This window comes from Parabacteroides sp. TM07-1AC (assembly GCF_003480915.1).
In the GTDB taxonomy this organism is placed as follows: Bacteria; Bacteroidota; Bacteroidia; order Bacteroidales; family Tannerellaceae; genus Parabacteroides; species Parabacteroides chongii.
This window is the reverse complement of the sequence record NZ_QUKD01000009.1, coordinates 59,808-74,705: the sequence shown is the minus strand read 5'-3', so window position 1 is coordinate 74,705 and position 14,898 is coordinate 59,808. Positions and strand designations below refer to the sequence as shown.

The window sequence follows — 14,898 nt, the reverse complement described above, 5'->3', positions numbered from 1 at the left end:
TCAATTAAAACAGTTTTGTTATGAATAATCAAGTCCGTCGTCCGAGTTTAGAAGCCCTGTTCAGGGAAGTTGACAATTTCAGTCCTAAGAAAGAAAAACTTCAGCCTCCCCGTATAGGAATATCTTCAAACCGGAAAGACGGACTTTCCTGTATAGCGGAGACTTATGTCCAGTCCGTTCTGATGGCTGGAGGTGCACCGGTACTAATCCCGGTTATCACCGACCTGGAAGCCCTTACAGCGATCGTTTCCAGTCTGGATGGGTTACTGATGAGCGGCGGAGGAGATCTCAACCCGCTTTATATCGGGGAAGAGCCGATACCGCAGTTACAGGATGTGGATACCTTCCGCGATGAGTTCGACCTGATCCTGCTCCGATTGGCAACCAACCGTCAGCTACCCGTTATGGGTATCTGTCGCGGACATCAGCTTATCAATGTAGCTTTCGGCGGCTCTGTCTACCAGGATATTTATTCGCAACATGCAGGTGGCGTGTTCAAACATAGCCAGGCAATGCCCCGCGAACAAGCTTCACATTCCGTCCGTATCACCGATAGCTCTTCCCGTCTTTTCGAAATATTGAGAAAGGAACCGGATGTACTGGTCAATTCCGTACACCACCAGGCGGTAAAAGAGGTTGCTCCCGAATTCAGGGAAACAGCCGTTGCTCCCGATGGGATCAACGAAGCGATGGAGCATCCCGAGAAAGAGATATTCAGTATCCAATGGCATCCCGAAGCAATGGCATCCAACGGCGACGAACTGATGCTCGAATTATTCAGGCATCATGTAGAAGCAGCACGCCTGTTTAAAGAGGCTAAACGTATCCACAGCCGGAATGTCATACTCGATTCCCATACCGACACCCCGATGATCTTTCCCGACCAGTTCAATATCGGTCAGAAAGAGGGCGGTAAAGTGAATCTTCCGCTTATGGAGGAAGGCATGGTAGATGCAGCCATCATGGTTGCCTATATCCCGCAAGGGAAACGGGACGACGAGTCATTGCAGCAAGCTACGGATTTCGCCATGAACCGCTTGAACGAGATCCATCGCCAAATGGAAATAAATCGCGGCAGAATGAATATCGCACACACTCCACAGGAAGTATGGGTAACAAAAGAGGCCGGGAAAAAAGCGATCATGCTGGGAGTGGAAAACGGATATGCCATCGGTAAAGACATCCGGAATATAGCCCGCTTCAAAGAACTGGGTGTCAGCTATATCACACTCTGCCACAATGGAAGTAACGATATTTGCGACTCCGCCCGCGGAGAAGCCGAATGGGGCGGTCTTAGTCCTTTCGGGAAAGAAGTGGTTGCAGAAATGAACCGACTGGGCATTATGGTGGATGTATCGCACGCTGCAGAAAGTACGTTCTACGACGCACTGGAAGTTAGCGCACTGCCGATCATTGCCTCACATTCTTCAGCGCGTGCTTTATGCAACCATCCGCGTAACCTGACCGACGAACAGCTGAAAGCACTGGCCGCCAAACAGGGAGTCGTACAGGTTTGCCTGTATAAAGGATTTATCAACGAAGATGCCGAAAAAGCATCGCTTACCGATGCCGTCCGCCACATCAATCACATAGTGGATCTGATCGGCATCAATCATGTAGGCATCGGTTCCGACTTCGACGGCGACGGTGAACTGATCGGGTGCCGGGCAAGTAATGAACTGATCAACATCACCGTACGTCTTTTGAAAGACGGATATAGTGAGAACGATATTGCAAAGATATGGGGAGGCAATCTGCTGCGTGTCATGTCACGTGTGCAGTCAGCCTATAACGGATAAACAAGAAACAAAAAAACAGATATGATGCACATTCTGTATATTGCCCTGCTGGCATGTTCATTAGCAGCATGCAGCCAGGCCAAAAACCAACAAAAAGAGAATACAACGGTGAGCCAGGCAGTACCTCAAACAAATACGCCGACATTCGATGCCGACAGTGCCTACACATACGTAGAGAACCAGGTTAAATTCGGTCCGCGTGTACCTAATACCCAGGCCCATAAAGATTGTGGCAATTACCTGGCATCCGAACTGAGACGTTTCGGAGCAAAGGTATATGAGCAGGAAGCAACCCTTACAGCTTATGACAATACGGGACTGGAAGCTAAAAATATTATCGGCTCCTATAATCCGGATAGCGACAAGCGCATCCTGTTGTTCGCCCATTGGGATTCCCGTCCTTATTCCGATCATGACCCAGATCCGGCAAACTATCGCAAACCAATCGACGGTGCCGATGACGGAGCAAGCGGTGTAGGCACCCTGCTGGAAATAGCCCGCCAGATCGGACAAAACAATCCTGGCATAGGCATCGATATCATCTTTTTCGATGCCGAGGATTACGGAACACCGGAATTTGTCGAAGATTATAAACCCGACACCTGGTGCCTAGGTACACAGTTTTGGGCAAAAACCCCCCATGTTCCTAATTACCGTGCCGACTTCGGCATTCTACTAGATATGGTCGGAGCCAAAAACGCAACCTTCTTCAAAGAAGGGTTGTCGTTGAAGAAAGCTCCAAATATCGTAGAAATGGTATGGAACACAGCCCGCGACCTGGGTTACGGCAAATATTTCATCAATGCGAGAGGCGGAACCTTTACCGACGACCACGAGTATGTCATCAAAGGCCGTAACATTCCTTGCATCGACATTATCAATAATGACCCGGAAAGCGACCATAGTTTCGGCTGGTACTGGCACACACAAAAAGACAATATGGATAATATCGACCGTGAAACCCTCAAAGCCGTAGGGCAAACGGTTCTGGAAGTAATATATAACCGACAAAAGAAATAATACGAACGATGACTATCAACGAACTTCAGGACAATGTTATTGAAGAGTTCTCAGCCTTCGACGACTGGATGGACAAGTATGCGTTGCTGATCGATTTAGGCAACTCACTTCCCCCGCTGGAAGAAAAGTATAAAACAGAAAGTAACCTGATCGAAGGTTGCCAGAGCCGCGTGTGGTTACAGGCGGATTATGAAGACGGTAAGATACTGTTCAAAGGTGAAAGTGATGCCGTGATTGTGAAAGGTATCGTTTCGTTACTGATCAACATCATATCCGGACATACACCGCAGGAGATACTGGATACCGACCTCTATTTCATAGAAAAGATCGGTCTGAAAGAACATCTTTCCCCTACCCGTTCCAACGGGCTGGTAGCTATGGTCAAACAGATGCGTATGTACGCACTGGCTTTCCGGACAAAAGAACAAGGATAATTTATAAAAGCAGCTCAACAAAAGTTTTCAGAAATAAATCCTTCATTCCTTCATCTGCAATATAACTAACTGATTTTATATCATTTACAGATGAAGGATTTTTAGTATAATGAAGGAAGCATCCTTTTTTTCGGATTAATGCTTCATTATCCTACCAGAGATTAATACCTGTTTAAGTTTAATCCTTCAGGCAAAAAGTGAGGCGTAGGCAATAAGCAATAACGAGCTGTCTAATTACTTATTATCCCATAAGTTAGCTATTCTTTCTTGTTTGTCAATTGTCAAACGCTTGTAGTACATTAGTCGAACAAGCGTTTGACAGCTGACAAATAAGCGTTCGATAATTGAAAAACAGAAAAAAAGAAAGGACAATTGACCTAAGAAGTCACTGGCTATGTATCAAAATAGAATAGGCAAACTGATAGCCTCTCGGTGGATATCCAGCCTTTTCATTGTATCAGATGCGATCATTTATGAACTAAAAAATGTGAAATACAAGAAAAATTCTTCATCCATATAATATTCCTTCATCCATAAAACAACCACAGTCAAGTGATTAATTATATAGATGAAGGAATGAAGGATTTATTTTCGAAAACTTTTTTATGCTGATAGCTCTGTCATTCCGGGGCAAGCCCGCCAGGACAGGCTCCTATTCGGTTATCTCAGTCCCATAATACGGTTTAACCTCATCATTAGACTTATAGACATAATAAGTCGTCGGATTTGTATACGGATTATTATAGTGGTAGATAGCAGGATTGGCATTCAATTCAGCCTGGTTCCAACCAGGAGTCCAGCCTACATATACGCCATCCATATCAATACAATGCTGGTAACGTTCACAGTTCGTTCCTTTATAAGCACGGTGGATACCCACTTCCAGGCGTTTGGCATCAAAATAGTTGATACCCTCACCCCAAAACTCGATACCTTTCTGGAAAACATACTCATCCAGGAAAGCATCTGCAGTAGTTGCCGTACAGGTATAGGTAGAATTACGTGTCTTCACGATATCCTCCAAAATGGCTGCAGCTGCAGGTACACCGGATGTATGAAGTGCTGCTTCGGCTTTCAGGAAATACATTTCTTCGATACGCATGATCGGATAATCAATTGCACCACCAACCGTATGTGTCCGGTAGTCCCCGTTATGCGGACGGAACTTCATATTGACGTACAACCACGGCCATGACAGGAAACCGTTGGAAGAGTTGATACGGGCACGGATCCATGACGCAGAACTGTTATACTTATATTGGTATTTGTCAGGACCGAAACCGGAATAATCGTCATTCCAATCGCTCTGAGTCGTACTTGTACTTACGTCGTTTACCGACCATTTATTGTTGATAAACTTGCCGTCTGCATCTTTCTCCACCAAGTATGGCTCTCCTTCTTTCTGATTCTTCGATTCATAGAAGAAGCTAGGATCCAGCCATGATTTCTTACGGAAGTCATTATCCGAAAGACGTTCATACCATTTGCGGTCGAGCGAACGGCCGACACGCCAGCCATACACACTGAATGTCGTCTCTGTTCCAAAGATCATGGCAAAAGAGAACGATTCGTTATTACCTGTGGCAGCTGTCGTATTACCTTCAGAAATAGAAGTCGCCCACATCCATGAGTTTTGCGAATTACGGTTATTGAAACCATTCACAGGGTCTGTCCATTCTGCTTCCGTCAGCGGCGTACAACCGGCTACAGAAATAGCCTTATCTGCAAATTCTCCGGATTTCTGCCAATAAGATGCTTCATCTTTATAAGTTGCAGAAGTATTCACACGTGAAGCCAGGTTGGCATAAGCACGGGCATACAATCCATACACAGCAGCCAGGTTAGGTTGGGTCTTATCCGTACGGGTATACCCGCTCAGATAGGTTTCCGCCTGTTGCAGATCACTCAGGATCAGGTCATAAGCAGCATCTACCGTTGCACGCGGATTATTGGATGCTTCTTCCGATGTGGTCTTTTCGGTTACGATAGGAACACCCAGGTTCGTCAAGTCGTTTTCAGGACTTACATAACTGAAACGGCTGTCGGTAGGCTTCTTGTACTCCATTATCTGAACCAAATCCAGATAATAAAGGGCACGATAAGCATAGCTGATTCCCAGATATCCCTTTTTCGTATCATCCAGATCGTTCACGTCGATCATTCTGATAATATCATTCACATTCTTGATGTAAGAATAATACAGGTAAGAAGGGTACAGTCCGCGATTTGATCCCGTAGCACTTACAGCGCCATTACAATAAGCCCCCATCGTATTATAACCGTTTGCTCCGGAACAAACAAACTGGGTCGTACTATGTTCAAGCATCGCACGCATACTGCCGTAAGAAATCATTTCTATACCGCCGTCCTCATTCTTATATCCGCCCATCGAAGTATAAATAGAGTTGACCATCCCCTCCAAAGCCGACTCCGAAGCCTGTATCTGATCATTCAGCACATATTCTGTCGGCAATGTTTCTTCGATACAGCTACTTAAACCCACAAGAGCCGCTGCAGCCAATAAAATCTTATATTTCTTCATGATGTTTTCTTTTTTATGTTTAGAATGTCAATGAAATACCACCCGAGATAGTACGTATCGGAGAATAAAGTTCCGGATTACTATACCCTTTCAACGTATAGCGAGGATCGAATCCCTGGCGTGCCGAAAAGTAGAACAGGTTTTCACCCGAGAAATAAACACGTATGTTCTGGATATTATATCTCTGAGTCAGACTGGAAGGCAAGGTGTATCCCAGGTTGATGTTCTGAATATTCAAATAGCTTGCATTCGTAATGAAGCGGTCTGAACGCGGATTCTGTGAATACTTTTCTGCAAACTGCAAACGCGGAACAGTTGTGTTGGTATTCTCCGGAGACCAGGCATTCAACATATCCTTATGCCAGGTTGTAGCACTGGTTGTACTGGTATGCATCAATGTCTGATAAGTATAATCGTATGCCTTACCTCCCAACTGATAGTTCAGGTTGATTGAAAAGTCAAAGCCACGATAGGTCAAAGATGTTCCCAAACCACCATAGAAAGAAGGAAGAGCATCGCCAATCAGATAATCGGTTGCCTGGCTCGAATCTTTTGTTGTCTCCTGTCCTGTCACGTTTCCTGCATCATCGAGGATATCTTTATAGAACAAAGACTCTCCTGTTTCAGGATCCAGACCGGCAAACTTAGGCAAGTACCAAGTATACAATGAAAGACCTTCGGCAACGAAATATTTATATTTAGATACGAACGACTTATCCAGGTTGACATAACCGTTATAACCGTCCACCTTGGTTGTCTTGATTTCATCCGGCAAAGTCAACACTTTGTTCTTTACATGGGAGATATTGAAATTAACGTCCCATTTGAAGTCCTTGTTTCGGATCAGAGTACCCTGCAATACCAATTCGAGACCGGCATTGCGCATGTCACCCAGGTTTATGAAATAACTGGTGTAACCGATAGAAGGAGGCGTATTCAAGGAGAACAGCATATCACTGGTTTTCCGATAGAAGTAATCCAGACTACCGCTCAAGCGACCATCGAAAAGATCAAACTCAGTTCCCACGTTCCAGTTGGTGTTGGTTTCCCACGTGATATCACTGGAGCCTTTCTGACGCCATTGGAAAGCAACCTGGTCATCATTGTTTACCACTTTATAAGAGTCGGCATACAAATAATCGCCGATATTATCGTTACCCTGTGAACCGACAGATGCTTTCAGTTTCAAGGAATTTACCCAGGGAGCATTAAAGAAAGCCTCCTTCGAAATAAGCCAGGCACCGCCGACCGACCAGAAGTTACCCCAGCGGTGGTCTTTCGCAAAACGTGAAGAAGCATCACGACGATAAGACACCGAACCGAAATACTTTGCATCGTAGTTGTACATGGCACGGAAGAAGTAACCTTCGTTATTATAAGAATTAGAATAAGAATAGGGATTATTATTCAGATTCAGAAGGGTTGCCAGTTCCCTTGTATTATCGATACCGAAATTACGTCCGGAAGCGCTCAACGATTCATATTTGTAATTATAATATTCATGACCGATCATAGCACTTACGTCATGTTTGCCGAATTGTTTGGAATAATTCAACAACTGTTGCGTATTATAAGTAAAAGTACGGTAAGAGGCTTTTGACAGATAACCGTTATCGGAAGAACTGGTATAATAATCGACAAAAGGACTGGTAGCATAAGTATAACGACGGTCGTAATCATAGGCATTGGCATTAAATGTGAATGTCAAGTCCTTTGTCAGATTCACATCGGCATAACCGCTGGCAATAAACGAGTTACCGGTTGTTTCGTCCGAGCGATATTTATTGGAGAAAATACAGTTGCCACCGACACCTCCGGCACGACTCAGATCGTAAGCTTGCGCGAAGTCATACATCTTCTCACCCCATTGATCGATCATGATGTTCTTGTTCTCATCACGGAAATAAACAGGATAAATAGGAGCCTGGGTCTTTATCGTGCTCCAGATGGTTCCAGTACCGATCGTTCCTTCGGATGTCTGACTGTAATTATATTTGGAATAGTTGAAGTTCGCTCCGACTTTCAACCATTTCTTTGCCTGGTAATCCAGCTTTGCACGTGCCGTCAAACGTTTCTGTGAAGAACCTTCCTGAATACCATCCTGGTCCAGATAACCGACAGAGGTATAATAATTAATACGGTCGGAAGCACCGGAAACCGACACATTATATTCCTGGCGGAAACCGTTCTGCAAACCGATCTCTTCCCAGTCGTCAGCCTGTAGCCAAAGTTTCTTTCCATTATAATCATAAAGAGTACCCATTGTCGCTCCCGGATTCATAACACCGCCTTGCTGGATAAAATCCTGTCCCTCCGGCACTGAATAAACCATATAACCCGGACCTACACCACTGGAAGAACTGGTCAGATGCTGGTTTGCCAAAGCATGGGCATCATTGGCGGACATACCGCCGCCAGCTTCTGTTATATAATAGTTATACAACATCTTATAATATGTTTCGTAGAACTGCTGGGCATTCGTGGTCTTATAATTTTGAAGCCCATTGGAGTTTGCACCCCATTTAGCATCTACGGTCACTTTAGCATCCCCATTCTTACCTTTCTTTGTTGTGATCATGATCACACCGTTGGCACCACGGGCACCGTACAAGGCATTGGATGCAGCATCTTTCAGAACGGTCATCGACTCGATATCGTTCGAGTTGATCAGGTTCAGGTCACCGTCGAAAGGCATTCCGTCAACAACGATCAGCGGTTCAGTATCAGAAGAAATAGAACCGAAACCACGAATAGTGATAGAAGGTGAGCTACCCGGCTGTGCAGATGAATTGCTCAGCTGTACGCCGGCAACACGTCCTGCCAGGGCCTGCGCAGGGTTCGATACCTGTGCTTTCAGAAGATCGTCCGATTTCATTACACCGGCAGAACCGGTAAAGGCTTCTTTTGTACTTTTACCGAAAGCGACTACCACCACTTCGTCCAAAGCCTGATTATCTTCCTGTAATATGATCTGGATATTGTTTTTGTTCCCTGGTTTTATTGTTTGGGTAACAAAGCCTACATAAGAGACTTGCAGTGAACCGCTGCTTTTGATGGACAGCTCAAATTTACCATCCATATCTGTCATAATACCATTGGTCGTGCCTACTTCTACGACACTGGCACCAATTACCGGATCTCCGTTTTCATCTTTAACGACACCCGTTACTTTACGGGAACTCTGATTTACAGAAGCTGCTTCCTCTACCGCTGCTTTCCGGACACCGAGATCTGAAATAGCATTTTCAGCTGCCATGGTCAAATGAAGACAAAACAAAGGAATGGCCACACAGGCAACTTTCTTTGTGTAATTATTCATAACTTAATTATTTAACGATTAGAACTTGAATAAAAAACTATTCACTGATTAGGTTAAAAAAGGATTTCCTTCTCCTATCTCCTCTACTAACTACTATTATTTCTCATACCTGACCTGAATCAAAAAGTTAGACTCTTTTATAGGAATTATTTAGCGTTTATATCCCATCAGAAATTAGCATTTCTTTTCTAAAAGCATACCTGATAGCTTATTAGCTCCCAAAGAAGAGAATCCAACAAGAAAATATTGGACCCGACTCACCTGCATATTTCTTCAAACTAAGTTTTTCAAAATATCAACACTAGTGGCATAATTAACACAGTTCACATAGAACTAATATATTTAGGGGTAGAAAGGGACGCTTTATCTACAAAAAAGATGAAAAATATGTCTCTATTTTATTAATTTTAGCGTTAAAGGATCTTGTTTTTACAAAAAATACTATATTTGCAATCGGTTTATTGATATAGTTCTATGTGAACTACGTCAAAAAAACGAAGCCTATACCCCAGAGGTGAAAAGGGAAGAAGAAAATCTAAAAATCCAGTGTAAGTTGTTCAGGTAATAAGGTGAATGTTTTCCGGTGGTAAGGAGTAATACCGACTGCACGGATTGCTTCACGGTGGGCTTTGGTTGGGTAGCCTTTATTATCCCTCCAATGGTACTCCGGATATTCCAAAGCCAGTTCATTCATATAATCGTCACGATATGTTTTAGCCAGGATGGAGGCGGCAGCAATACTCAAGTATTTACCATCCCCTTTCACGACTGTCGTATGCTTTATATCCCGATAGGGAGTAAAGCGATTCCCGTCTATCAGCAGATGTTCCGGTTTTACTTTCAGCTGGTCGATAGCACGATGCATGGCCAGGAAAGACGCTTTGAGTATATTTATTTTATCTATTTCTTCAGGTGTCACGATACCGACAGCCCAAGCTATGGCCTCCCGCTCTATTATCGGACGTAAAGTATAGCGTTTCTTTTCACTAAGTTGTTTACTGTCATTCAGATCATCATTCTTGAAATCAGGAGGAAGAATGACTGCAGCTGCAAAAACAGATCCGGCAAGACATCCGCGTCCGGCTTCATCACAACCGGCTTCTATCCGGTTTGCTTCCAAATAAGGCAACAACATAAAGTATCGTATATAAGTTTGTTATCAATCTATTATCTTCTTTCTCATCATCCAGGGGCGCAACACGAAATAAGAAAACAAGGTAGCCAAAGCAACCCCTGTCATGTTCGCCAGAAAATCAAACCAGTCACCACCCCGATAAGAGGTACAATATTCCTGCAACAACTCGATCGCCCCACTCATCACAATCGGACAAAGCACGGCTCCTATCCAGGCATGCCACAGCACATCGTCATATTTCCGGTGATTACGCAAAAACTCAATCCACAACATACCGGATAATCCTGCATACATGCAGATATGTGCCACCTTGTCTATCCCCGGAATCTTTCCGATCTCCACAGAGGGTGGTTTGAAAAAAGACAAATAAATTACTACCAGAATGATTGTCAGGGATATCGGATATTTCTTCAGATAATACAACATAATCTACTAATTAAAACATTTTCCGAACGCGTTCTATTCCGGCAACAAACGTATCGATCTCTTCTTTCGTATTATAGAAAGAGAAAGAAGCACGCACAGTACCTTCGATACCCAAAGCCTGCATCAACGGTTGTGCACAATGATGGCCGGTCCGGACAGCAATTCCTAAACGGTCGAGTAACATTCCCATATCATAATGATGAATATTTCCCACCAGGAAAGAAAGGACTGCTCCCTTATGATCCGCCTGCCCGAAGATACGCATACCTTCTATATTGTTCAGTTTCTCCGTTGCATAACGCAATAGCTCGTCTTCATAAGCAGCTATATTCTGCATACCCAGCCGATCGACATAGCGCAATGCTTCTGCCAAAGCCGTACTACCTATATAATCGGGAGTACCCGCTTCGAACTTGAACGGTAACTCGTTAAATGTAGTCTTCTCGAACGATACTGTCGCAATCATCTCGCCACCACCCTGGTAAGGAGGCAACTTATCCAGCCATTCTTCTTTTCCATACAATACGCCTATCCCTGTCGGACCATAAACCTTATGTCCGGAGAAAACATAAAACTCAGCATCCAAATCCTGTACATCGACTGCCAAATGCGGAACTGCCTGTGCCCCGTCGATCAGGACCGGGACATCACGGTTATGTGCTTCCTCAATAATTTCTTTCACCGGATTAATGGTTCCCAACACATTCGACACATGGGTTACAGAAACCAGCTTCGTACGCTCCGAAAACAATCCGCGAAACGCATCCATATCCAGTTCACCCTTTTCATTCATCGGAATGACCTTCAAGGCGATCCCTTTTCGCGCCGCTTGTATCTGCCAAGGTACAATATTGGAATGATGCTCCATCACGGAAACGATCACCTCATCACCCGCCGACATACATTCGTCGGTAAAGCTGGAAGCGATCAGATTGATTGCCTCTGTTGTCCCGCGTGTAAAAATAATCTCGTTGGACGAACGGGCGTTCAGAAAAGACTGGACGGTTTTACGCGCGTCCTCATGCGCTTCAGTAGCCGCCTGACTTAAAAAATGCACGCCCCGATGAATATTGGCATTTACATTATAATAACCGCTCTCTATCTTTTCTACCACCTGGCGGGGCTTCTGTGTTGTTGCACCGTTATCGAAGTAAATAAGCGGCTTATCGTATATTTTATGCTCCAGTATAGGAAAATCTTTCCGGATAGACTGTATATCTAACATAGCAATTGTATCTTTAGTCGTATAACAAACGCCAAAGATACGATGTTTATTTTAACAACGATGATTTATTCATTTATACAGATATAAGAATATAAAAAAAGCCTTTCATCTCAGACGAAAGGCTTTTCTGTTCCCTCAATACTAATTTACTCTACGGTTTCCGCAATCGGAGTTTCTTTGAACGCCAACAACGGGAAGAAAATAAACGGCAACAAAAGCAGACCTACCGCATACGCATTGTCACCTTTTCCATACTTCGCAGCTATATCTCTGTACAGCAAGAAGCAAAGATAGATGTTATAGATAGGAATCAGGAAAAACTAGAATTTCACAGGTTCCCACTTTACAATACGCAACATCACGATGATGTTGTAGAACGGAATAAGACAAGCCCATCCCTTTTGGCCGAAAGTTTCAAAAATCTTCCACATGCTGACGATTGTCAGTATGCTTAAAGCCAATTGAATAATTGATCCGATCATTACAGTTAGATTTAGATATTTAATATTATTTACGACCTAAAGATAAACCTTTTAAACTACAACTTTGTTATATTCGTTCATAAATTTTCACTGTTTCTGGTAGAAACGAACCCAGTCTATCTCCATTTCTACCGGCAGGTCTTCCGGATCGACGGCACCAACCCAACTTCCACCAAGCTGCATATCCAGCAACAGATAGAACTGGCTGTCGTTAAACGGGTATTGTCCTTCCTTATCCGTCTCGATTCGCGGATAAGCAAATGTACGGGTATCATTGATAAAAAACACCAGACTGTCGGGATACATTTCTACCGTATAGGTATTAAAATCATCCGGGTTTATAAGTCCGGTACTACCCTGTTTCGGATTATCTTTGATCCCCAGGTCGAATGTATAATGAGAATGGACTGTCTGATAAGCAATACTGTCATTATTCAACCGCTCCATGATATCTATCTCACCGCCTCCGGGCCATTTGGCACCCTGCGGCAACAACCAGAAGGCCGGCCATGCACCGGTTGCTCCATTCAGTTTGGCATGAATTTCGAGGCGACCGTTATTGAATCCGACTTTGTCTTTCGTATAAACACCGCCGGTCACATAAGGTGCCGTATCAGTCGGCAGGCTATAATTGACCAGCCCGCGCAATACCAGCTTGCCATCGCGCATCGCATAGCAAGAGTCAAAATCGGACATATAATTATTCCAATCGGAAGTACCCCGGGGAATCTTACTCCAGGAGGCAGGATCGAAACTACCGGTCTGGTCGAAATTATCTTCCCAAACCAATTTCCATTCAGCAGGCGAGGGTTTACAACTAAGCAGGATCACCATCATCGCCAGGCAGGCTAATAAGCCGAAAATGTTTTTTTTCATATGACAGTATTTTAGAATATAGTGTATCAGAATCCGTCCAAAGGTATTAAAACTGTAGGAATTAACAATAACATTCCAAGTAAAATAAAAAAGATAAGGATGCGGAAAAACCACTTTACCCATACCTCATAAGGAATATGTGCTAATCCGAGCGCTCCCATCAGGACACCGGAAGTAGGTGTGATCATATTGGTAAAACCATCCCCGAACTGAAACGCCAGTACGGTCGCCTGCCGGGAAATACCGATCACATCGGAGAAAGGAGCCATGATCGGCATGGTCAACGCAGCCTTTGCCGAACCGGAAGGGATAATGATATTGATCGTCGTCTGGATCAGGTACATCACTCCGAGAGAAGCGATCTTCCCCGCTTCCCCCATCAGGGCTGCCATACCATGCAGAATCGGATCGATGATACGGCCATCCTGCAATATCTGAATGATCCCGCCCGCCAATCCGACTACCAGGGCAGCCGAAAGCATATCTTTGGCACCGGCCAGGAACTGGGAAATGATCCCGTCGGCTCCTTCACTATTAGCAAAGCCGGATAAAATTCCCATAGCCAGGAAAATAGCGGATATCTCCGTCAGATACCAGCCATACCCCATTACACCGATTATCAGAAAGACGATCGTATATCCCAGTAAGTTCAGGATAAAAAACTGGTTCGACTTACGCAGTCCCAGCCAGCCGGTCAGCGCATAAAGTCCGGTAAACACCGGTACTGCCGGAAAATGCACGGCGCTCTCCCCCACTTCAAAGGTCGTAGACGGGTAGTAAACGGAAAAAGCGATCAGGGAAACCAATAACAACAGATAAACGGCCCAGGCGGAACGGCTTGTCTTCGCTTCCAGCACTTCCTCCGCCGCCACTTCACCTTTTTCCCGCCAATAGGCATCAGCCTGATACATAGGAGACCGTTCCGGATGCTTCTTTATCTTTGCTGCATAGCGGAGCACAATCACGATCAGTATCGCCGTCAATACTACCCAGCAAAACAGCCGATAACCGAAACCGGAGAACAGTGGCAGATCCGACAATCCTTGTGCGATCCCGATCGTAAACGGATTCAGGATAGCTCCGGAAAAACCGACGTGTGCCGCCACATAGACCATACAAAGTCCCGTAATGGAATCATATCCCATCCGTATAGCCAGCGGAACGATGATAATCACGAACGCCAATGTTTCTTCACTCATCCCGAAGACGGCCCCGAACAAGCTGAACAAAACAATGATCAGGGAGATCACCACGTTATTCACCCCTATCTTCCGGAACAGGCTATATCGCTCTATCCGCCCGGCATTATGAAGAAAAGACAATATGCCGGTGTCGATTGCCCGGCTACTGTTCATGATCTGAAAAGCACCGCCAATGATCAGCAGGAAAGCAATAATACCCGCCTGTTTCTCGAATCCCTCCAGTAACACACCGAAAACCTGCCAGCTTTGCGGGGCAGCATCGACTGCATGGAAAGAGTTATCCACAATAACCGTACGCTCCGTACCGTTCACCACCCGTATTTCCCGGGAGTATTCACCGGCAGGAATAATCCAGGAAAGGGCGGCACATATCAGGATTACAACAGATATAATTGTATAAGTATGCGGAATCTTATTCAGTTTCATTCGTTCTCTCGG

At 44.6% G+C, this 14,898-nt stretch carries 12 protein-coding genes; 3 read left to right on the top strand and 9 right to left on the bottom strand.

Going from position 1 to position 14,898, the window contains the following annotated elements; translation table 11 throughout:
* The first annotated feature begins 20 nt into the window (after positions 1-20).
* The 3 genes from DXD68_RS17200 to DXD68_RS17190 are packed head-to-tail and all read left to right on the top strand — an operon-like array spanning position 21 to position 3,253.
* The gene (locus DXD68_RS17200) at positions 21-1,799 is read left to right on the top strand and encodes a gamma-glutamyl-gamma-aminobutyrate hydrolase family protein (RefSeq protein WP_122362761.1); all 1,779 of its coding nucleotides are present in this window, start codon (positions 21-23) and stop codon (positions 1,797-1,799) included.
* A gap of 21 nt (positions 1,800-1,820) precedes the next feature.
* Positions 1,821-2,819, top strand: coding sequence for a M20 family metallopeptidase (locus DXD68_RS17195; RefSeq protein WP_410510731.1), 999 nt, complete (start codon positions 1,821-1,823; stop codon positions 2,817-2,819).
* 8 nt (positions 2,820-2,827) lie between these two features.
* Positions 2,828-3,253 carry a SufE family protein gene (locus tag DXD68_RS17190; protein WP_122362760.1) on the top strand — a complete coding sequence of 142 codons (426 nt, stop codon included), beginning with the start codon at positions 2,828-2,830 and terminating at the stop codon, positions 3,251-3,253.
* Positions 3,254-3,905: 652 nt separating this feature from the next.
* Here the strand turns inward: DXD68_RS17190 and DXD68_RS17185 are convergent.
* The 9 genes from DXD68_RS17185 to DXD68_RS17155 all read right to left on the bottom strand — a co-directional run bounded on the left by DXD68_RS17185 (position 3,906) and on the right by DXD68_RS17155 (position 14,886).
* Positions 3,906-5,795, bottom strand: coding sequence for a RagB/SusD family nutrient uptake outer membrane protein (locus DXD68_RS17185; RefSeq protein ID WP_122362759.1), 1,890 nt, complete (start codon positions 5,793-5,795; stop codon positions 3,906-3,908).
* A gap of 19 nt (positions 5,796-5,814) precedes the next feature.
* A complete protein-coding gene (locus DXD68_RS17180) occupies positions 5,815-9,114 on the bottom strand; it encodes a SusC/RagA family TonB-linked outer membrane protein (RefSeq protein WP_122362758.1) in 3,300 nt (1,099 codons plus the stop codon).
* A gap of 535 nt (positions 9,115-9,649) precedes the next feature.
* Positions 9,650-10,249, bottom strand: a complete 600-nt coding sequence (locus DXD68_RS17175) for a ribonuclease HII (RefSeq protein WP_122362757.1) — start codon at positions 10,247-10,249, stop codon at positions 9,650-9,652.
* A gap of 24 nt (positions 10,250-10,273) precedes the next feature.
* Positions 10,274-10,675, bottom strand: a complete 402-nt coding sequence (locus DXD68_RS17170) for a VanZ family protein (protein ID WP_122362756.1) — start codon at positions 10,673-10,675, stop codon at positions 10,274-10,276.
* 10 nt (positions 10,676-10,685) lie between these two features.
* Positions 10,686-11,900: an aminotransferase class V-fold PLP-dependent enzyme gene (locus DXD68_RS17165; protein WP_122362755.1), complete on the bottom strand. Its 1,215-nt coding sequence runs from the start codon at positions 11,898-11,900 to the stop codon at positions 10,686-10,688.
* A 146-nt stretch (positions 11,901-12,046) separates the two neighbouring features.
* The gene (locus DXD68_RS24540) at positions 12,047-12,205 is read right to left on the bottom strand and encodes a hypothetical protein (RefSeq protein ID WP_255419289.1); all 159 of its coding nucleotides are present in this window, start codon (positions 12,203-12,205) and stop codon (positions 12,047-12,049) included.
* Positions 12,206-12,220: 15 nt separating this feature from the next.
* Positions 12,221-12,382 carry a hypothetical protein gene (locus DXD68_RS24145; RefSeq protein WP_158585905.1) on the bottom strand — a complete coding sequence of 54 codons (162 nt, stop codon included), beginning with the start codon at positions 12,380-12,382 and terminating at the stop codon, positions 12,221-12,223.
* A gap of 87 nt (positions 12,383-12,469) precedes the next feature.
* Complete coding sequence (locus DXD68_RS17160) at positions 12,470-13,258, bottom strand: glycoside hydrolase family 16 protein (protein WP_122362754.1); 789 nt, start codon at positions 13,256-13,258, stop codon at positions 12,470-12,472.
* Positions 13,259-13,284: 26 nt separating this feature from the next.
* Entirely contained in the window at positions 13,285-14,886 is a 1,602-nt protein-coding gene (locus DXD68_RS17155; protein WP_122362753.1) for a YfcC family protein, read from the bottom strand.
* Positions 14,887-14,898 lie beyond the last annotated feature (12 nt).

Excerpts from the sequence above, each read along its gene's own strand:
- DXD68_RS17200 (WP_122362761.1), top strand. The coding sequence starts at position 21 with ATGAATAATCAAGTCCGTCGTCCGAGTTTAGAAGCCCTGTTCAGGGAA.
- DXD68_RS17195 (WP_410510731.1), top strand. The coding sequence starts at position 1,821 with ATGATGCACATTCTGTATATTGCCCTGCTGGCATGTTCATTAGCAGCA.
- DXD68_RS17190 (WP_122362760.1), top strand. The coding sequence starts at position 2,828 with ATGACTATCAACGAACTTCAGGACAATGTTATTGAAGAGTTCTCAGCC.
- DXD68_RS17185 (WP_122362759.1), bottom strand. The coding sequence starts at position 5,795 with ATGAAGAAATATAAGATTTTATTGGCTGCAGCGGCTCTTGTGGGTTTA.
- DXD68_RS17180 (WP_122362758.1), bottom strand. The coding sequence starts at position 9,114 with ATGAATAATTACACAAAGAAAGTTGCCTGTGTGGCCATTCCTTTGTTT.
- DXD68_RS17175 (WP_122362757.1), bottom strand. The coding sequence starts at position 10,249 with ATGTTGTTGCCTTATTTGGAAGCAAACCGGATAGAAGCCGGTTGTGAT.
- DXD68_RS17170 (WP_122362756.1), bottom strand. The coding sequence starts at position 10,675 with ATGTTGTATTATCTGAAGAAATATCCGATATCCCTGACAATCATTCTG.
- DXD68_RS17165 (WP_122362755.1), bottom strand. The coding sequence starts at position 11,900 with ATGTTAGATATACAGTCTATCCGGAAAGATTTTCCTATACTGGAGCAT.
- DXD68_RS24145 (WP_158585905.1), bottom strand. The coding sequence starts at position 12,382 with ATGATCGGATCAATTATTCAATTGGCTTTAAGCATACTGACAATCGTC.
- DXD68_RS17160 (WP_122362754.1), bottom strand. The coding sequence starts at position 13,258 with ATGAAAAAAAACATTTTCGGCTTATTAGCCTGCCTGGCGATGATGGTG.
- DXD68_RS17155 (WP_122362753.1), bottom strand. The coding sequence starts at position 14,886 with ATGAAACTGAATAAGATTCCGCATACTTATACAATTATATCTGTTGTA.